A 19,198-nucleotide genomic window follows, 5' to 3' on the forward strand; every position below is an offset into this window, starting at 1 on the left:
ACTCGCCTTCATCATGATTTTCTAGAGGATTTTTTACCTCTTGGTAAAATGGTAATATTTAATTTTCTTTCCACAAGTGAAATGACCCGCGCCGCAAAGAAAATAATATCGGTTGAAGCATGGATCGCAAAGTACTTACCAAGCGCCTTGCCTCCAACTGTCACTGCCGCAACAATGCTTGTAAAAATCACTGAGATGACCAAATTGGTAGTTGAGTCTTCTGAATGACCAAGGATAAACGTTAGACGCAAAACAACCATCGTTGCAGCTGTACCACTTATAACCCCAGCAATATCTCCGATTACATCATTACAAAAGCTGGCAAAACGATCAGCGTTTCGAACAATAATAATCGCCTCTTTGGAACCGTTTACTTTTTCAGCTGCCATTGCGTGAAAAGGGACTTCGTCTGCAGCTGTTGCCGCTATGCCTAGCATATCAAAGAATACCCCAATTGATACAATAACGAAAACGATAATGATCCCTAACAGATAGTAAACGTCATCTAATATATAATTAGAGATAACTGTAAAAATAGCCGCTAACACAAAAGTGATAACGGCGATCCCCAAGCTAAATTTTAAAGAATTTTTTAGTTGTGTCTTCATGGATTAACCTCTATATTTTAAGTTCATTCATTGTATATGTATGAAAGTCAGGATGGTCACCTAAAAGATAAAAACTGCGGCTTAGGTCCAGTAGGTTTTCCCAAGCGAATACCATGTGTTGCCACATCGGCGGTTCCCCTTTAAACTCGCCTTAGCACCGTCACCGGTTACTAGACTGGATTGCCACTTAGTCCGCACTATAATCCCTTTTAGGTGTCATGGAACAGTCTAGGAGATTTCCTCAGCAGCCTTTAGCCGTTCCTTAGCCTCTTTTGCAGCGCTGATTTCATATGGTCGGGTAAGCGATCGAATAGTGGCCATCTATCTCTCGCTCAAAAGCCATAATCCCCTCAGAGCCACTCAAGGCAGGCTACGCTGTGGACCGTTCTTCCCAAAACAATCTCACAGGTTCATACCCCATTTCATAGCAGACGTTTGAGAACAGCCTCCTACAAATATGGGCCTCCGCGGAAGCAGGGTCAACGCCCACATGCCATTGTGGATCGCCCCGCAACCTTAACTCCCAGCATCGACCCAAGGCTGGGCGCCTCAAGCCAACACAAGGAACTTCATCGATGTGCCCTTTGGCGGATTTTTAGGCCCGCCTTCAGGAACGGAGGGCCGACTAGAATACTGCACCATCCTGTTTGTAATACTAATATATCACACTCGTTAAAATCTCTCAATCCACATGTGCTGACAATTAATTCTTTCTATCGCTGATGAAGTCAATCAGGTCTTCCAAGAGGGTGCTTTCGACGCCTGCTTCTTTCAGAGCCATTCTTGCTCGTTCAGCATATTGGTTCTTATGCTCTATGGCACCTTCTAAGCCTAACAATTGTGGATATGTACTTTTATTGTTTGACACATCACTTCCAACGGGCTTCCCGATTTCACCTTCTTCTCCAACCACATCTAAAATATCGTCTTGGACTTGGAAAAGTAAACCGATATATTTTGAATATGTTTCGATATGATGTAACTGAGACGGATTGGCACCACCAATAAATGCACCAGCTACAGCTGAGAAACGAATTAATTCACCCGTTTTATGACGATGAATGGCTTCAAGGCCTTCAAGAGTAAGCGTCTGGCCTTCCGCTTCCATATCAAGCATTTGACCTGCGACCATTCCCTCAGCCCCACTTGCTTTAGACAGTTCACGTGTTAAAAACACTTTCTCGCGATCAGAAAGGTGGTCATTGGATGTCACAACATGAAAAGCAGCCGTGAGTAAACCATCGCCCGCTAATATGGCTGTTGCTTCATCAAATTGAACATGATTTGTGGGCTTCCCTCTTCTTACATCATCATCGTCCATCGCTGGTAAATCATCATGAATGAGAGAATACGTATGAACCATTTCAACCGCACAAGCAGGAGCAATAGCTCGATTTTCCTCTCCACCAAAAGCTTCATTTGCAGCTAATAATAAAACAGGCCTAATTCTCTTCCCACCAGCTTCGATGGAGTACATAATGGATTCTCTTAACGTTTCAGGGATTTGCATAGAGTATATTTGTTGTTCCATTTGCTGGTTCAACATTGAACGTTTGTCTTCTAAGAAGGATCCTAACGTTTGATTCACCTTATTCTTCCTCCTCAACTGAGAAAGACTCAAATTCACCCTGATCGTTCATAATTTGTTGCATCTGCTTTTCAACATTATTGAGTTTGTCATTACAAACCTTAGAGAGCTTCATGCCATCCTGATAGTAAGTGATAGCTTGCTCTAGCGGGACATCTCCCTCTTCTAACTTCTCCACGATTTGCTCAAGCTGCTTCATAGCTTCTTCAAAACTCATTTCTTCTTGTTGCACTTGGTCTTTTTCACTCATGTTCTTCCTCCTTTTCCATACCCCAAACTTGGCAATCTAAAACACCATCGCGCACTTTAACTTGTATGGGATCTCCTGGTTGGACATCTGAAACTGTCTTCACAACACTACCCTCTTGATCAAAAGGGATAGCATAGCCTCTTTTCATGATTTCTAGTGGATTTAGCAAGGATAGTTTGTTTAACACTTGTGTGTACCTATTAACTTTCAACCGTTTTTCTTGATCCATCGCTCGATTCATACGTTTTGTTAATTGCATAAAAGTTTGTTTAGCTCCGTCTAAAGAGCGCTCTGGATGTTGCTGACGCAAACGATTCATTACAACTTCAAATTCTCGCTTCTTTTGTTCCTGAGTTAAGGAAGATGACTTCTTCAACCGCTCAGAGAGACGATCTAAATCTTGTTCCTTTTGTCTCATGAGTTGTTCCGGATATCGGAATGCATATGACTTCTGCAATCGATTCAGACGTTCAACGCCTTGACGATGTTGTACATGCAACGCTCTTGTTAGTCTGTTTTGCATGGAATGAATGCGCTCTAGCACCTCTGTCTGAGAAGGAACGGCTATCTCCGCTGCTCCTGTGGGTGTAGGGGCTCTGTGATCAGCTACAAAGTCACTGATTGTATAGTCCGTTTCGTGTCCGACAGCTGATATTATAGGAACAGTTGAGTCGGCAATAGCTCTTGCAACAATCTCCTCATTAAAAGCCCACAATTCTTCAATTGAACCTCCACCTCGCCCAGCAATGATAACGTCAAAACTACCGAGTTCATTTACTTTTCTAATTGCCTGGGAAATAGACGTAGCAGCGTTTTTACCCTGCACGAGTACAGGGAATACCGTTACATTTACAAGTGGATAACGTCTTTTAATAGTGGTTAAGATATCACGAACTGCAGCACCTGTAGGGGAAGTAATGACTGCTATGGACTCAGGATAGGGCGGGAGAGATAACTTTCTGGAATCTTCGAAAAGACCTTCTGTAGACAACTTTTTCTTTAACTCTTCATAAGCAAGATAAAGAGCACCTAAACCGTCAGGCTCCATATGTTGGATATATAACTGATACTGCCCATGGGGTTCATATACACCGATTTCCCCTTTGATTAAGACATTCATCCCATCTTCAGGCTTAAACTTCAAGCGCCGATTGTTTCCAGCAAACATCACTGCATTTACCCTAGATTTGTTATCCTTTATGGTTAAATACATGTGGCCACGGCTGTGGTGCTTAAAGTTAGAAATCTCCCCCTTTAACCAGATATCGGTTAAATGGGGGTCCGTTTCGAATTTACGCTTAATGTATTTAGTTAAGGCGGACACCGTCAAATAATTGTCTTGCACGGTTAAGAACTCCTTTGAGGAATCTGATTAAGCTGTTTTGCTGCTTGTATTGTATTGTGAAGCAACATTGTAATCGTCATAGGCCCTACACCACGTGGTACTGGTGTAATGTAAGATGCTTTTTCTAGCGCTGATTCAAAATCAACATCACCAGTAAGACTTCCATCTTCGATCCGGTTTACACCTACATCGATTACTACAGCACCATCTTTAATGTCATCTCCTGATATAAAGCCGGGCTTACCTACAGCCACAATAAGAATATCTGCATTTTGAGTGAAATCTTTGAGGTTTTTCGTACGAGAATGACAATATGTAACGGTCGCATTTTCATTAAGTAGCATCTGCCCAATAGGTTTACCCACAATACGGCTACGACCAAGTACGACTACATGCTTTCCTTCTAAGCTGATTTCTTTTTCTTTGAACATCGTTAAAATGCCAAGTGGTGTACAAGGTAAGAAGGTTTCTTTGCCTGCCATCATGCGACCAATGCTTACAGGATGGAATCCATCAACGTCTTTACTTGGAGAAATGGCTTCAATGACCTCATCTTCATTAATGTGATCTGGTAAAGGTAGCTGTACAAGAATTCCATGCACATTAGAATCGTGATTAAGACGATCCACCAAATCTAACAATTCTTCTTGTGAAACCTCTTCAGGAAGCTCAATTAGATTTGACTCAAGGCCAACTTTTTTTGAAGCTTTGTCTTTACCTCTTACGTAGGATAAAGATGCGGGATCGTTTCCAACAATGACGACAGCTAGCCCCGGAACTACTCCTAGTTCACGGAGATCGGCTACCTCCTTCGTCATTCGCTCTCTAATATCCTCTGCTAATTCTCGTCCATAAATAATTTCTGCTGACATGGAATCCACCCTCTCACATTTAGTCAATCATTTTCTTTAATACACCGTTCACGAAACTACCTGACTTGTCATCGCCAAATGTTTTAGCTAGCTCAATTGCTTCATTAATGGAGACTTTTTCAGGAATATCCTCTTGATATTTCATCTCATAAACGGCAATACGCATAATTGTTTTCTCAACAGATGCAATGCGATTAAATGACCACTTTTCAAGATGGCCTGAGATCTGCTCATCGATCGCAGCTTGGTTTTCTTTCACACCAAAAACAAGTTGATCTAGAAAAGCGTCATGAACTTGTCCATCTTCTTCCTCTAAAATGTTTTCAATCGCTTCGTTTGCATCCATTTCATTTATGTCCATTTGAAAAAGCGCCTGAAATGCCTTTTCTCTTGCTGTATGACGATTCATCATTCATTCTCCTTTATGTTTCTTTCCGTTAAGAATGATAACACGTAATAATCATAAATGCTATAAATAATAGAACGGCAGCGATTAAAAGCACTATCATAATCTTTCCGGCGTTCGGGGGATTTTATAGGAACAGCATACCCAAAACTATAGAGAGGTAACCGTGGGTGTTATAGGGTGTGCGGGGAGTGATAAAGGAGAGATCTTTTGTGTCCGGAAGTTTGGAGGTTCATTTTGCTGAGGAAGTATTTAGATACTGCTTGGTCATTATGTTGGATGAGTTCTCTGAACGCAGCATTATTAATTGTCTTATACCCGAGTAAAAAATAGTCTGATATGGTTCTTAAATGAGCATCTGAGGAGAAAAAGTAACAACTAGAACACCTCCATCTTCTTCTCATCCACTTCATCGGAGACATGAAGCACCTTGGACATTCTACTCCTTTATTTAGATCCTCATAATGAATCCCATACTTATTTAAAACATCTATAGGGCCTAAAGGGGTGTTAGAGTTTAAATATAATATTGTTGATATTCGAAGGTAACGTATTTTCAGAAATATTTTCTGCTTTTAATTTAATAATCTTCTCTTGGAGGTTTTCTACATGAGTGATTGTGTGTTGATGAGGGTTTATTTCAGAAGCTTTTAGTACACAAGAGGGATGGGTCATGACAACGAAGCATTTAATAGGCATAAGAAAATTATTTGAAGAAAACCAATTAGCTAATTGCCTTCGTTGCCTTCCTATTTGAGCTAGAGGATTAGGTAAACGCTCTTCTCGCCCTTCTAACTTTCGTATGAGCTGATCAAAAGTTGAATCAAATTTGATTATACCTGATATATTCTTCACTTCCAATATGATTGCCAGGTTGGCTGTCAAAATCAAAGTATCGATTTGAAAGGCTTTATTCGCCTCAATCAACCTCACATCATGGAAAATACGATATTGATCTTGAGGCAAGAAGCTTAGTGGGTAATCTAACTCTTGCTCCCCCCAAAATCCAGCCTTTCTCATTTTAAGACTTTTTGTAATGGATGGCCGTTTGGGATGGCTCTTGGGCAATCTTCTTTCTAACACTTCCTCTTGTCTAATTATTAGAGGAATGGTTCTTTGCTTAACAATCATTTCTCACTCTCCCTTACATGACTTTTAAATTACAAGTTCCTTGTCTACATAATTCGGCTGAACGACCTGATTTCCTTTTATTTAGTCTTTTCCTTCTAAAAATTTTTTATTGTTTATCTGAGGAGATGCTATGTGGAGAATTCCGCTACACAGTTTGGTAAGTTCGGTTGGTTTTTAAGAACTTCATTCTTTCTTTAGTTACTTCTACGCCTTTTTTGGTAACTGCTCTGGCTTTTTTAGTAACTACTCCTTTCCCATTCGTAACTTCGCTAGCCAGTTTGGTAAATCCACTGGCTTTTTAAGAACTTCATTCTCTCTTTAGTTACTTCTATCCCTTCTTTGGTAACTGCTCTCCCCTTTTTCGTAACTACTCCTTTCCCATTCGTAACTTCGCTAGCCAGTTTGGTAAATCCACTGGCTTTTTAAGAACTTCATTCTCTCTTTAGTTACTTCTATCCCTTCTTTGGTAACTGCTCTCCCCTTTTTCGTAACTACTCCTTTCCCATTCGTAACTTCGCTAGCCAGTTTGGTAAATCCACTGGCTTTTTAAGAACTTCATTCTCTCTTTAGTTACTTCTATCCCTTCTTTGGTAACTGCTCTCCCCTTTTTCGTAACTACTCCTTTCCCATTCGTAACTTCGCTAGCCAGTTTGGTAAATCCACTGGCTTTTTAAGAACTTCATTCTCTCTTTAGTTACTTCTATTCCTTCTTTAGTAACTGCTCCTCCCAGAACTTGCTCTCAAACAAAAAAACCACAAAGAAGACTCTGTCTCCTTTGTGGTTCATAGAATCCCGCTTATACGCCTGGGATTTCTTCTTCTTCTTGTTCCTCTTCTTCTTTCGTTGGTTCCATTTGGATGCCAACGATGTGAACGTTAATTTCTTTAATTTCGAGGGCTGTCATATTTTTAAGTGCCTGGCGTGTGCTGTCTTGAATCTTTTGGGCGGTTTGCGGAATAGAGATTCCAAAGTCCATTACAACATAAATATCGATTACGATACCTTCGTCGGATAATTCTACCTTAATCCCTTTTCCGTGATTTTTCTTTCCGCCAAGTCGTTCAGCTACACCACTTGCGAAGTTACCTCGCATGGATGCAACGCCTTCAACTTCTGATGCTGCGATACCGGCAATGACTTCAATAACCTCTGGAGCAATTTCCACTTTACCTAAGCTGGAGTCATCTCCAACATTTAATAAATGATTTTCACTCATTCTGGTCACTCCTTTGTGTTATTCCTCTTCCATTATAGTATAAGTTTCAAGGAATTTCGTATTAAAATCTCCTCCGCGGAAGACTTCGTGTTCCATCATGCGACGATGGAATGGAATCGTAGTATGAACACCTTCAATCACAAACTCATCAAGGGCACGCTTCATACGATCCATCGCTTCTTCGCGTGTGTTACCGTAAGTGATCAACTTCGCAATCATTGAATCATAATAAGGAGGAATCATCCAACCTGGATACGCTGCGGAGTCAACACGGACACCGAAACCACCTGGAGGAAGATACATTTCAATTCGACCTGGTGATGGCATGAAGTTTTTGAACGGGTTCTCCGCATTAATACGACATTCAATGGAATGACCCTCGAATTCAATCTGATCCTGAGTGAATTGGAGCGATTCATTGTTCCCTACTCGAATCATTTCCTTAATCAAGTCAACACCTGTAACCATTTCAGTAACAGGGTGCTCTACCTGAATACGAGTGTTCATTTCCATAAAGTAAAAGCTGTTGTTCTTCTGGTCGAAGATAAATTCTACAGTACCCGCACCAGAATAATTAACGGCTAAAGCTGCTTTAATTGCTGCTTCTCCCATTTCAGCACGAAGGTCTGGACCTAGTGCTGGGGAAGGTGTTTCTTCAATTAATTTTTGTAAGCGACGTTGAACAGAACAATCACGCTCACCAAGGTGAATGACGTTTCCATGATTATCAGCCATAATCTGAATTTCCACGTGACGGAAATCTTCAATAAATTTCTCTAAATAGACACCTGGATTCCCGAAGGCTTTTTCCGCTTCGTTTTGTGTGACGCGGATGCCTTTCTTCAGATCTTCTTCATTTCGAGCGACACGGATTCCTTTTCCGCCGCCACCAGCTGTTGCTTTAATGATGACCGGATATCCGATTTGTTCAGCAACCTGAAGGCCATGTTCTTCATCACGAATCAAGCCATCTGACCCGGGTACAACTGGTACGCCTGCTTCTTTCATCGTTTCACGGGCAACGTCTTTTGTACCCATTTTACGAATGGCTTGAGCGCTTGGACCAATGAATGTGATATTGCATTCATCACAGATCTCAGCGAAATCAGGGTTTTCGGATAAAAATCCGTAGCCCGGGTGAATCGCATCTGATTCTGTTAAAGTCGCTACGCTCATAATATTTGTGAAGTTCAAGTAGCTCTCACTACTTAAAGTTGGTCCAATACAATACGCTTCATCTGCTAGTTGAACGTGTAGAGATTCTTTGTCCGCTTCAGAATAGACGGCCACTGTTTCAATGTCCATCTCTTTACAAGCTCGAATAATCCGAACGGCGATCTCTCCACGGTTCGCGATTAAGATTTTCTTGATCACAGTTCCATCCCCTTATTCGGATTTCACTCGGAATAATGGTTGGCCATATTCAACAAGCTGACCATTTTCAACGAGTACTTCTACTATTTTACCATTTACTTCAGCTTCAATCTCGTTAAAGAGCTTCATCGCCTCTACGATACACACAACAGAGTCCTTTGTTACAACGTCTCCGTTTTTAACGAAAGCATCAGCGTCTGGTGAAGATGCTTCATAGAACGTTCCTACCATAGGAGAAACGATCTCATGATCATAATCTACTTTTGTTTCTTCTTGAGGTTCAGGTTTTGGCTCCTGAGCTGCTGGAGTTTGCTGTGGTTCTGGCGCAGGCTGTGCTGGCTGCTGGGCCACAGCTGGTTGAGCTGGTGCTGCCGGGCGCTCGATTACCTCTCCTGTATTCTTCTTCATTGATACGGTTGTTCCATTGCTTTCATATGTAAACTCATCGATTGATGATTCATCGATTAATTTAATGAGTTCACGGATTTCTTGTACTTTTAACATATTTTTGCGCACCCCTTCTATATTTGAAATGCATATTATTAACTGGTACTAATAACACCTCTTAATATTTTACGACAAAGAGTAGTAAAACTTCAACCTACTAGAAAGCGCTTACTAACTCTTTTCTCGATTAGAAAGGGGTTTTCCTCTACTTTAAATAAAAATTTAAGAATAAAAAAATCAGCTTTCGCACGCATAGGAGTGCGAAAGCTGACCGCTTACTTCTCGTTAGGAATGTATTCAACCACTACTGGTACTGGTCCAAATTCATCATATACAATTTGGTGAATTTGACTGACATCTTGTTTGGACATTTCTTCTGCTTTAACCTTTACTAATACTTTGTCGTCTTCTGCTCGAACAAATACATCTGGATAGTCCGCCTTTGCTGCAATCGATTGTTGAGTAACCGATTCTTTTGTACTTAGCTCACGAATCTTATCAATTTCATTTTTAGCATCGTTTACTTCTTCAGCGGATACTTCACTAGAAGCCATAATGTTCTCTAATTCTTCAATTTTCTTTGAACGGGTATCCATAATATCTAATTGCATGGAAGAGAAATATTGATCTGAAGAAAGGCTTGATGTTGCAGTTCCTTCACCCTCTGTTCCTGCTTCACCTTCTTGAGCTGTTGCATCACCCTCACTTGGTGTTCCTGCTGTTTGTTGATCGGCATTTTCTTCATCACCCATGTAAGCAAGCTCACCTTCTGGTGGGGAGGTCATATAATACACACTTAACACAATCATCAAACTCAACATCGTTAGTAACCATACCGTTTGCTTTTTTAACATCATTCTTTCATTCCTCCTTATTTTTTCGGCATTACCGAAATGCGATGTGTAGGAACATCTAATGTTCGTGAAACTGTTTCAACAATCCATTCTTTCACTTTCATGTGATCAGCGCCCTTGGCTACCACCCCGACCCCTCTAACGGAAGGTTTATCGGTCCTGATCAGTAAAGGAGCTTCTTGATCGCCTTGTCTTGTAACCACAATTTGCTCATCTTCAGTAAAATCTTCAATTTTTCGTTCCCCACCACTCTTATCAGTTTCTGTGGTGTGTTGTTTGCTAATGGTTGTATTCTTTTCATATACTTTTGCTTCTGTTGAATCTAAATTCACCATGACCTCAACTTCGGAAACACCTTGAATTTTCTCGAGGAGCTCTTTTAGCTCCTTCTCGTAATAAGTCTCCACATCTGACATCAACATTTCTGCCTCGTCCTTTTTTTGCCCAAACGTTTCTTGTTCACTAGGTTGAACACTCTTTGTTTGGATAGGAGGCGAAACGCCTTCACTAACAGCGTCATCACCTGTGAAGAAGTCTCCTACTAACAGAATGAGTAACCCTAGCAAACCAACCAGAACGACATAAGCTAGTTTAGTAGGCTTTTCTCCATCTTCCGTCTTAAGCTTAAGCAATGAAAAGATGTTGTTTAACGGATTTTTCTTCATTGAACCCCTCCTTCCCACTGTAAGATAAGCTGATCTTCAGGAATGTCCCATGCCGTTGATAAGTAAGACTTAACTGCATTTAGTGATTTTTTATCTTCCTGATTCTCTGGCTGCTGATTAAGGTCAATAACAATTTCCTCAACCTCATCAGGATCTGCTTTCTGATCACTGCTTTCTTCCATAGTGACCGTGAGCGATTTCAACCCCTCTAGATTCACTTCTGCATCTTTTTTAAATTGGAAGGAAAAGTTTTGAATCTCTACGTTATGGTCATTCATCAGCTCCTCCTTCACTTCGTTTTCTAGCTGGACAGCCATCTGTTCTAAAATATATGCACGTTGTGAGGCTTGTATTTCTTTTTTCTTCTCTTCAATTGAATTTTTCATAGATTCTACCTCTACCTGGTCACTCCACCGGTTCATTTCTTGGGTGAAAAACTTGTCCATATCGATATCGAAAAGCTTAAAGACAGGCTGCAAAAATACAAGGATAAGAAGTAACCCTACAACAAGCTTGATGTATTTTCGAAAGGAAGATGCAGGGAGTAAAAGGTCGGTTACAAGTGCCAGCAGTAAAAAGAGGATAATTTGAGTAACCCATTCGGTAATAAACGCCACCGATCCACCTCCTATCGAACCATCATCGTTAAGTTACTGGCGGCCACCAATATGACAATTGCTAGGAAGAACATAAACGTTACAACTAGTAGAGCTGCAAAAACAAAGAGGATATGTTTACTGATTGTTTCCATAGAAGCTATGACAGGACCACCACCGATAGGCTGCAGTATTGCAGCAGCCAACTTATAAATAAGCGCCACAGCTAATACCTTTACAGCTGGAAATAACGCAAGAGCCAAGATAATGAGTACACCTACAATCCCAACCGTATTTTTGAGTAAGAGTGAAGCGCTCAATACGGTATCCGTTGCATCTGTAAACATACGCCCTACAACGGGTACGAAATTTCCTGTAACGAATTTCGCTGTTTTCATCGCAACCCCGTCTTGTATAGCCGATGTAGCACCCTGAACGGAAATGACACCTAAGAAGATGGTAAGAAACGCTCCAAGTAGACCTAAACTTGTATTACGTAATAGTTGAGCGAGCTGAGTAACTTTGTACTGATCATTGATGGTACTTACAATCATTAATAAAGCTGATAAAAATAATAGCGGCAACACAACATTTGAAACGAGTAACCCACTGGTATGAATAAGGAAAACGATAACAGGATGAAAGAAAGATACGGATAATAAGTTACCGAATGTCGCCATTAAGCCAAGCATTAAAGGTAAGAGTGCGATCATAAAACTACTCATCATTTCAACTGCATCTTTCGCATAGGAAACCGCTAAATGAAAACTGTTCAGCGCTAGCACAATAAGCACAAGATAAACGACTGCATACGCTACTTTACTGACTGTTTGATTTTCAAAGGCGTTTTGTAAAGACTGAAGAATCATACAGAACAGGGTCAAAAAGATAAGTGTCCCTAATAGCTTTCCATTAATAAGAAATTCATAGAATAGATATTTTAAAAGGCCTAATATCCAATCTTTAACGGAAAGTGAATCGCGATTTTCCATAAATTCGACGAAGCTGCCCTTCCGAATACCAGGCAAATAACCACCATATTCATCTACCACCTGATTCCAATAAGATTGAATCTCTGTAAACGTAATTGGATCAATAGTTGGGCTTGTCTCCTCAGCCGGAGAGGTCTGAGCTTGTACGGGCTCTGATAGGAACAAGACAATACTAAAAGCGAGTATCACGACAATAATCATCTGGTGTATGAGCTTCATTAGATGTACAAGCCACCTCCTTAAAAATTAAGCGGGAAGAAAGCCTAAAATCGTTTCAATAACAGCGGTCAAAATGGGTATAGCTAACACTAAAATAAAAACTTTTCCTGCCAACTCAATCTTAGAAGCAACGGACCCAAGTCCAGCATCTCGTGTAATTTGAGCTCCGAACTCCGCAACGTAAGCAATCCCGATAATTTTTAAAATCGTCTCTACGTACATGCCGTTCACATTTGCCTTTTGAGCAATGTATTCAAGTAATGTAAATACCTCTGCGATCTCACGAATTAGAATGAGAAATATAATAATTCCTGTAAATAAAATGAGAAAGAATGCAATAGATGATTTCTGCTCTTTTACAATGATCGTTAGCACACTTGCTACTAGGGCAAAGGAAACGATCTGGATAATTTCCATGTCTTCACCTGCCTCATCCCTGGAATAAAAAGACAGATTTTATTTGTTGAAACAATTCTTGCAGGCCATCCATAACGATAAATAACACGATGATAAACCCCACTAAAGTTGCCCAGTGGGCAATGTCCTCTTTTCCCATTTGTTTTAAAACGGTATGGATCATCGCCACCACGATTCCTACCCCGGCAATCTGGAATAATATATAGGCCTCTCCGATCATGTCTTTAACTCCCTTCACTTTTACATGAAAAGCAAAATAATTAATAAACCTGTCAAAAAGCCAAGGCTTTTTACCATTTTGCTATATTTGTACTGCTGCTCTTCCGCCTCTTTTAATTCTCGTTCCAAGTGGGAGATAGCAAGACGGATATGTTTCTGCTGGCCCGTGAAATCATGCTGCCCTAGAGTTTGACCAAACTGCTTCATGATTTCCTTCTCTCCCTCGCCAAGGGCACTCAAGGGCCAGAACGACTGTATTCGTTGTTCCCATACGTCATAGAGAGAAGCACTGCTTTCTTTAAGTTGCTCGCTAAACTCATAGAAAAACCATGCCATTGGCTCAGGAATCTGCCGCGCCACTTTCTCGCATGCTTCTATAACAGGAGAGTGTCCATAAAGGATCTCAGCCTCTAATACTTGTAACGCATTCTTCAGTTGACGAATTTGCTTAGGCCTTTCCGTGAGCCTTCTTGCAAATTCAAACCCTCCCCACGTTGTAGCGCACAGCAGGATAAGTGCTCCGATCCATTTCATATGAAACACCCCTCTTTTTTAATGAGAGTAGCTGACCATTTTGATCGAGAAGTGTCCTTACAAACCCAGGTTGTCGCTTCTTCTCAAGGACTACAAATCTCTCAAAAACCTCTTGTTCAAATAACGGAGTGAGGGATGGCCTCTTTTGCACAGAATCAAACCGATCCCCGTGGACCGTGGAGATGACAGTAACGCCTGCATATAATGCTTCTAGAAGCGCCTTTACATCTGCCTCACTCCCAATCTCATCTACAATTAGAATCTCCGGGGACATAGAACGGATCATCATCATCATGCCTTCCGCTTTTGGACAGGCATCCATAACGTCTGTTCGCAGCCCCAAATGATGCTGGGGCACTCCGTGAATGCTCCCTGCAATTTCAGAACGCTCATCTATGATTCCAACCTTCTTAGAAGGAATCGAACCTGTTCCCTGACTCATAATCCGAGCCATATCCCTTAGGAGCGTCGTTTTGCCTGTTTGAGGGGGACCGATCAAAAGAGTATTTGTGTACTCACCATCATAGAGATCTTCTACTAGTGATTGAGCGACCCCTATTTTTTCTTTAGCGATTCGAATATTAAATGAAGCAATATGACGAATTGCTTTTACAATCCCTTTTTCCGTATTGACTTTCCCCGCTAAACCCACACGATGGCCCCCAGGGATCGTAATATATCCCTCACGAAGCTCGTCCTCTAATCGATAAATCGAATATTCTCCAAGTTGATTTAATAAGTAGTTCCCATCTTGCTCACTCGGAATAATAGCCGGCACCAAAGTGCTTGTATCATCATAGATGAGCTCTAATGGCTTGGTAATTCGAAACCGAATTTCCTGAAGGCGCCCCCAGTCATCTTCTGAGATTTGCTGCAGCTCTGATTGAATATAAGACGGGAAAAGTCGCAAAATCTCTTTCATAGATCTCCCTCACAATCTTTGCACTTGTTTACTGTAAATTTATGCGTGTCCCCCTGATTTATGACCAGAGATAGAAAAATGAGAGAGAGCTCTATCAACTCTGTTTTTTACTTTAAAATAGTAGAAACGTTCCGCACTGGCCTTTGCAAGCCTGCTTAGATATCTAATATAAAAACGCCTAAGGGCTGGAACCTTAGGCGTTTACCTTAATATAGGCTGTTTCCTTATACGGAGGAATGGAGCTTGAGCAAAGCCAAAAAAAAAGCTCCCTGACGGTGTCAGAGAGCTTCAGAGAAATTCCTAGTTATTTGAACGGGAAACGTATTTCCCCTCATCTGTGCTAATTGTAAGAACGTCACCTTCATTAATGAAGAATGGAACTTGTACACTTAGGCCTGTTTCAAGCGTTGCTGGCTTTGTACCACCGCTTGCTGTGTCACCTTTGATACCAGGTTCTGTTTCTGTAACCTGTAGGTCAACGTTTTTCGGTAATTCAACACCGATTGTTTCGCCTTGATAGAAACGAACTTGAATCTCCATGTTTTCTTTCAGGTAGTTCAACTCGTTCTCAATTTGTTTCGTTTGAAGTTCAACTTGGTCGTACGTATCAGTGTCCATAAATGTATGAACATTATCCGCAGAGTAAAGGTATTGCATTTTACGGTTTTCGATGTGTGCTTTTTGTACTTTCTCACCTGCGCGGAACGTTTTCTCTTGGATCGCTCCAGTACGTAAGTTACGAAGTTTAGAGCGCACGAATGCTGCTCCCTTACCTGGTTTTACGTGTTGGAAGTCTATCACTTGCCAGATCCCATTATCTACTTCAACTGTAAGACCTGTCTTAAAATCGTTAACTGAAATCATAATTGAATTTCCTCCCTAAATAAGCTTAAAGCGTAATTAACTCTTTTGTAGAATGAGATAAACGCTCATTACCTGTTTCGGTTACAACTGTATCATCTTCAATTCTACAGCCACCCACATTTGGAACATAAATGCCAGGCTCTACTGTTACAACCATTCCTGGCTCAAGCTTTTGCTTGTCGTTTCGGAATGATAAACCAGGACCTTCGTGAACATCTAGTCCAATTCCGTGACCGGTAGAATGGCCGAAGTATTGTCCATACCCTTGTTCTTTAATATAATCACGAGTTAAATCGTCGGCTTCTTTACCAGTAATGCCGGCTTTAATTCCATCCATTCCACGCAGTTGCGCTTGTAAAACTGTATCATAAATCTTCTTCAGCTCATCACTAATCTCACCAACAGCAACTGTTCGTGTAATATCAGAACAATATCCTTTATATAGAGCACCAAAATCTAACGTGACTAATTCGCCGGATTGAATCTCTTTCTCAGAAGCCACACCGTGTGGTAAAGCAGATCGATAACCTGAGGCTACAATAATATCAAATGAAGAAGAAGTCGCGCCTTGTCTGCGCATAAAGAACTCTAGTTCATTGGATACGTCGATTTCTTTAACTCCTGGCTTTATGTAGGACAGGATATGCTCAAATGCTGCATCTGCTATCTTAGTTGCTTCCTTTAATATCTTAATCTCATCATCAGTCTTAATCAAGCGTAATTTTTCTACGATACTTGATGTCGGGACAAATTCCGCTTCTACTACAGATTGATATTGTTCAAACACGCTATAAGTCATGTGCTGTTTTTCAAAACCAAGCTTACTTACACCAAGCTCTTTCGCTTGCTTCGCTACTTCTTCATGAATGGGCGCCTTATGCTCCACAATCGCGAACCCAGTCGTTTCTTCAGCTGCTTGTTCTGTATAACGAAAGTCCGTAATAAACATCGCTTCATTCGGTGTAACGAGTACCACCCCAGAAGTTCCTGTAAACCCAGTCACATAACGACGATTTCGATCACTCGTAATGAGCAAACCGTCTAACCCTTGTTCTTCTATGCTACTTCTTAAGCGTTTTAGTGTATCCATGTGTAATCCTCCCCCTAAAATTGTTCTATAAATGTTTGCGCTGCTAGCTTGTAACCGAATGAACCAAGACCTACAATCTGGCCATAGCATACAGGGGCAAGCAGAGATGTGTGACGAAATTCCTCCCGTTTATGAACATTTGATATATGTACTTCAATTACAGGGAGGTCAACTCCTGCAATAGCATCTCTAAGTGCTATGCTTGTGTGCGTATAAGCTCCGGGGTTAAAGATAATCCCTACATCTTGACCGATGAACTTATGAATCTTGTCGATCAGTTCCCCTTCCTGATTTGACTGGAAAGCTTCAAACGCCCATCCATTTGCCTCTACCATATCTTTAATGGATGTTTCGATGTCTTGAAGTGTACCTTTCCCATACACTCCTGGCTCCCTTTTTCCTAATAGGTTTAAATTCGGTCCATTTAATAAAAGAATTTTTTTCATCTAGTGATCTCCCTTCCTGATTAATTAAGGGAAATATTCCGACTCTTTTTAGGATAACATAGACGCTGCAACAATTGGGAGCGATTTAGCTGGGTTGGTTGTTTTGCTGATAATCATAAGAAATGGAATACCCAATAAACGTTCCATATAAAATAAATAAGCATAAGCTAGTTACAATCGTATCACTATCTAATTCACCAATCTGCGGGACTGCTGAAAAGATAGGCTGGAATAAAAAAAACACAATAAACCAAAGCCCTACACCAAATGCCATTGATGGCCAGAGTCCTTTCGTGTTTTTGAGTAGACCAAAATAGAGGATAGCGATTAAAAGCGATACGAGACCTACAGCTAATATGGCGATTAGTTCCCCTAGCCACTTGCTGCTCCATTCATTTTGTACAAAAGAGCGAATTACAAAGCTTCCTGCTGAAACTGAAGAGAAATTAAAGAAGTATGCAATTGTACCAACAAAACTCCATAATACTCCACCCACGAAACCTGTAACTAAGGCCTTGCTAATCACAGACATGGGCTGTTCTTTTTGGTTTTGCTCTAATTCAGGATTTTGCTTTTCTTCCTGATTTTGTTGTTCTTGTTCTTTATGTTCTTGTTCAGACATCTCAATCACCTCACAGCTTAGCATGACCAAAATTGAATATTTCCATGCTTTTATTTAAGAAGACTAGAGGTGAGCGCTATTTTCTAGTAAAATGAAGGAAATAGATCATCAAGAGGATGGTGTGGCAATGAGCGAAAAAACTAAACCAGCTTACGGAGGTCAAGCCGTTATGGAAGGCGTTATGTTTGCTGGTCAAACGAGTTATGTCACGGCTATTCGCCGAAAAGACGAATCAATTGAATATTTTGAGCTAGAACGGAAAGAATCTAAAATAGAGAAGCGTTTAAAGAAAATTCCATTTATCCGAGGTCTTGTTGCGTTAGTTCAAGCAAGTGCGAATGGAACGAAACACTTAAACTTCTCTAGTGAACGTTACGATGTAGATCCAAAAGACGATGAGACCATTCAGAAGGAAGAGGATTCTTCTAAACTGGCAATGGTACTTGGAGTTGGAGCTGTAGGTGTCTTATCATTCTTATTTGGAAAATTGATTTTCACTTTAACTCCTGCGCTAGTAGCTGAGTTATTCCGTTTCGCTATCCCTGGCAAAACCGGACAAGTTCTATTAGAAGGGTTAATCAAATTTATCTTTCTACTCGCATATATTTATCTTATCTCCCTCACTCCTATGATTAAGCGAGTCTTCGAATATCATGGAGCTGAGCATAAGGTGATTAATGCTTACGAAAACGGGAAAGAGTTAACTATCGAAAACGTCCAAAATCAATCCCGCCTTCACTATCGATGTGGATCTAGTTTCATATTGTTCACGGTATTTATAGGGATTCTGTTTTATCTACTACCATTCATAGCTACAGAACCAATGTGGTGGCGCATGGTAAACCGCATTCTTTTATTACCATTTGTCATCGGCGTATCATTTGAAGTATTGCAGCTAACAAACAAAGTACGAAACGTTCCTGGACTTAAAGTTCTTGGGTACCCTGGTTTATGGTTACAGCTGTTAACAACAAAAGAACCTAAAGATGATCAAGTTGACGTTGCGATTCATTCTTTTAAAAAAGTTCTAGAGAATGATAAAAACGCTTCTAAAAGTGGTATACAAGGTAGTAAGGTCATCTCATAATTAAGATGGAATGCTGAAGGGAGGAAAAAAAGTTGGCTCACAAAATTATTAAACCTCTTACTTATTTTATTATGGCGTTAGCTTTAATTGGCATAGGTGTTCGATTATTTACGGATACAACTAGCTTTTTAATGGATATTCTCGTCACAGTCTTATTTGCAGCAGTCATCATCGGAATTGTTTACTTTATTTTCTCAAGGCGTAATGGTGGGACTTCAAATGAAATGAAGCAGTACCGAAAGGCAGCCCGACAATCGAAACAGAAATACAAACAACCGACGACCTCTTCTACCATCGCGAAAAAAATGAAACCTTCTACTATTAAATCAAAAGTAGCTAGCAAGAAACAAAAGCAAAGAAAAGAAGCCCCTCACCTTCGTGTGATCGAGGGTAATAAAAGTAAAAAGAAAAATCGAGCTTCCTTCTAATAGAA

24 protein-coding genes are annotated in these 19,198 nt (G+C 40.6%); 2 read left to right on the forward strand and 22 right to left on the reverse strand.

Translation table 11 applies throughout. From position 1 onward, the window contains the following. Positions 1-11: 11 nt before the first annotated feature. The 22 genes from N780_RS07660 to N780_RS07770 form a co-directional block, all read right to left on the reverse strand. A complete protein-coding gene (locus N780_RS07660; protein ID WP_036782046.1) occupies positions 12-608 on the reverse strand; it encodes a hypothetical protein in 597 nt (198 codons plus the stop codon). Positions 609-1,311: 703 nt separating this feature from the next. Next, positions 1,312-2,196: a polyprenyl synthetase family protein gene (locus N780_RS07670; protein ID WP_036782050.1), complete on the reverse strand. Its 885-nt coding sequence runs from the start codon at positions 2,194-2,196 to the stop codon at positions 1,312-1,314. Position 2,197: 1 nt separating this feature from the next. Beyond that, complete coding sequence (locus N780_RS07675) at positions 2,198-2,446, reverse strand: exodeoxyribonuclease VII small subunit (protein WP_036782052.1); 249 nt, start codon at positions 2,444-2,446, stop codon at positions 2,198-2,200. Continuing rightward, positions 2,439-3,791 carry an exodeoxyribonuclease VII large subunit gene (gene xseA / locus N780_RS07680; protein ID WP_036782054.1) on the reverse strand — a complete coding sequence of 451 codons (1,353 nt, stop codon included), beginning with the start codon at positions 3,789-3,791 and terminating at the stop codon, positions 2,439-2,441. Before xseA ends, N780_RS07675 begins: the two co-directional genes overlap by 8 nt. A 2-nt stretch (positions 3,792-3,793) precedes the next feature. After that, complete coding sequence (gene folD / locus N780_RS07685) at positions 3,794-4,663, reverse strand: bifunctional methylenetetrahydrofolate dehydrogenase/methenyltetrahydrofolate cyclohydrolase FolD (protein ID WP_036782056.1); 870 nt, start codon at positions 4,661-4,663, stop codon at positions 3,794-3,796. Between the two features lie 19 nt (positions 4,664-4,682). Next, entirely contained in the window at positions 4,683-5,072 is a 390-nt protein-coding gene (nusB, locus tag N780_RS07690) for a transcription antitermination factor NusB (protein WP_036782058.1), read from the reverse strand. Positions 5,073-5,579: 507 nt separating this feature from the next. Next, positions 5,580-6,200, reverse strand: coding sequence for a nuclease-related domain-containing protein (locus tag N780_RS19195; protein WP_052114947.1), 621 nt, complete (start codon positions 6,198-6,200; stop codon positions 5,580-5,582). Positions 6,201-6,997: 797 nt separating this feature from the next. After that, positions 6,998-7,417, reverse strand: coding sequence for an Asp23/Gls24 family envelope stress response protein (locus N780_RS07700; RefSeq protein ID WP_036782059.1), 420 nt, complete (start codon positions 7,415-7,417; stop codon positions 6,998-7,000). 18 nt (positions 7,418-7,435) lie between these two features. Beyond that, entirely contained in the window at positions 7,436-8,791 is a 1,356-nt protein-coding gene (accC, locus tag N780_RS07705; RefSeq protein ID WP_036782060.1) for an acetyl-CoA carboxylase biotin carboxylase subunit, read from the reverse strand. A gap of 12 nt (positions 8,792-8,803) precedes the next feature. Next, positions 8,804-9,295 (reverse strand): acetyl-CoA carboxylase biotin carboxyl carrier protein, encoded by a 492-nt coding sequence (gene accB / locus N780_RS07710; protein ID WP_036782061.1) that lies wholly within the window; start codon positions 9,293-9,295, stop codon positions 8,804-8,806. A gap of 218 nt (positions 9,296-9,513) precedes the next feature. Continuing rightward, entirely contained in the window at positions 9,514-10,095 is a 582-nt protein-coding gene (locus tag N780_RS07715) for a SpoIIIAH-like family protein (protein ID WP_052114948.1), read from the reverse strand. A gap of 14 nt (positions 10,096-10,109) precedes the next feature. Then, positions 10,110-10,757, reverse strand: coding sequence for a stage III sporulation protein AG (spoIIIAG, locus tag N780_RS07720; protein WP_036782062.1), 648 nt, complete (start codon positions 10,755-10,757; stop codon positions 10,110-10,112). Continuing rightward, positions 10,754-11,374 (reverse strand): stage III sporulation protein AF, encoded by a 621-nt coding sequence (spoIIIAF, locus tag N780_RS07725; RefSeq protein WP_036782063.1) that lies wholly within the window; start codon positions 11,372-11,374, stop codon positions 10,754-10,756. The genes spoIIIAG and spoIIIAF overlap by 4 nt, the downstream gene beginning before the upstream one ends. Positions 11,375-11,385: 11 nt before the next feature. Then, positions 11,386-12,564: a stage III sporulation protein AE gene (spoIIIAE, locus tag N780_RS07730; protein WP_036782065.1), complete on the reverse strand. Its 1,179-nt coding sequence runs from the start codon at positions 12,562-12,564 to the stop codon at positions 11,386-11,388. Positions 12,565-12,591: 27 nt separating this feature from the next. Continuing rightward, positions 12,592-12,981 (reverse strand): stage III sporulation protein AD, encoded by a 390-nt coding sequence (gene spoIIIAD / locus N780_RS07735; RefSeq protein WP_036782067.1) that lies wholly within the window; start codon positions 12,979-12,981, stop codon positions 12,592-12,594. 13 nt (positions 12,982-12,994) lie between these two features. Further along, positions 12,995-13,201 carry a stage III sporulation protein AC gene (gene spoIIIAC, locus N780_RS07740; protein ID WP_036782069.1) on the reverse strand — a complete coding sequence of 69 codons (207 nt, stop codon included), beginning with the start codon at positions 13,199-13,201 and terminating at the stop codon, positions 12,995-12,997. Between the two features lie 20 nt (positions 13,202-13,221). Further along, positions 13,222-13,734 (reverse strand): stage III sporulation protein SpoIIIAB, encoded by a 513-nt coding sequence (gene spoIIIAB / locus N780_RS07745; protein WP_036782071.1) that lies wholly within the window; start codon positions 13,732-13,734, stop codon positions 13,222-13,224. Next, positions 13,679-14,656: a stage III sporulation protein AA gene (gene spoIIIAA, locus N780_RS07750; protein ID WP_052114949.1), complete on the reverse strand. Its 978-nt coding sequence runs from the start codon at positions 14,654-14,656 to the stop codon at positions 13,679-13,681. Before spoIIIAA ends, spoIIIAB begins: the two co-directional genes overlap by 56 nt. Before the next feature lie 300 nt (positions 14,657-14,956). Further along, the gene (efp, locus tag N780_RS07755; protein ID WP_036782073.1) at positions 14,957-15,520 is read right to left on the reverse strand and encodes an elongation factor P; all 564 of its coding nucleotides are present in this window, start codon (positions 15,518-15,520) and stop codon (positions 14,957-14,959) included. 25 nt (positions 15,521-15,545) lie between these two features. Then, positions 15,546-16,610, reverse strand: coding sequence for a M24 family metallopeptidase (locus N780_RS07760; protein WP_036782076.1), 1,065 nt, complete (start codon positions 16,608-16,610; stop codon positions 15,546-15,548). Positions 16,611-16,624: 14 nt separating this feature from the next. Next, entirely contained in the window at positions 16,625-17,056 is a 432-nt protein-coding gene (gene aroQ, locus N780_RS07765) for a type II 3-dehydroquinate dehydratase (protein WP_036782078.1), read from the reverse strand. Between the two features lie 85 nt (positions 17,057-17,141). Next, on the reverse strand, positions 17,142-17,678 hold the full coding sequence (locus N780_RS07770; protein WP_052114950.1) for a YqhR family membrane protein: 537 nt from the start codon (positions 17,676-17,678) through the stop codon (positions 17,142-17,144). Positions 17,679-17,805: 127 nt separating this feature from the next. Between N780_RS07770 and N780_RS07775 the strand changes: the two genes are divergently transcribed. Both N780_RS07775 and N780_RS07780 read left to right on the forward strand, forming a co-directional pair. Beyond that, entirely contained in the window at positions 17,806-18,765 is a 960-nt protein-coding gene (locus tag N780_RS07775; protein WP_036782215.1) for a DUF1385 domain-containing protein, read from the forward strand. A 32-nt stretch (positions 18,766-18,797) separates the two neighbouring features. Further along, the gene (locus N780_RS07780) at positions 18,798-19,193 is read left to right on the forward strand and encodes an SA1362 family protein (protein WP_036782080.1); all 396 of its coding nucleotides are present in this window, start codon (positions 18,798-18,800) and stop codon (positions 19,191-19,193) included. Positions 19,194-19,198: the final 5 nt, after the last annotated feature.

Source organism: Pontibacillus chungwhensis BH030062, from assembly GCF_000770675.1.
Classification (GTDB): Bacteria; Bacillota; Bacilli; order Bacillales; family BH030062; genus Pontibacillus; species Pontibacillus chungwhensis.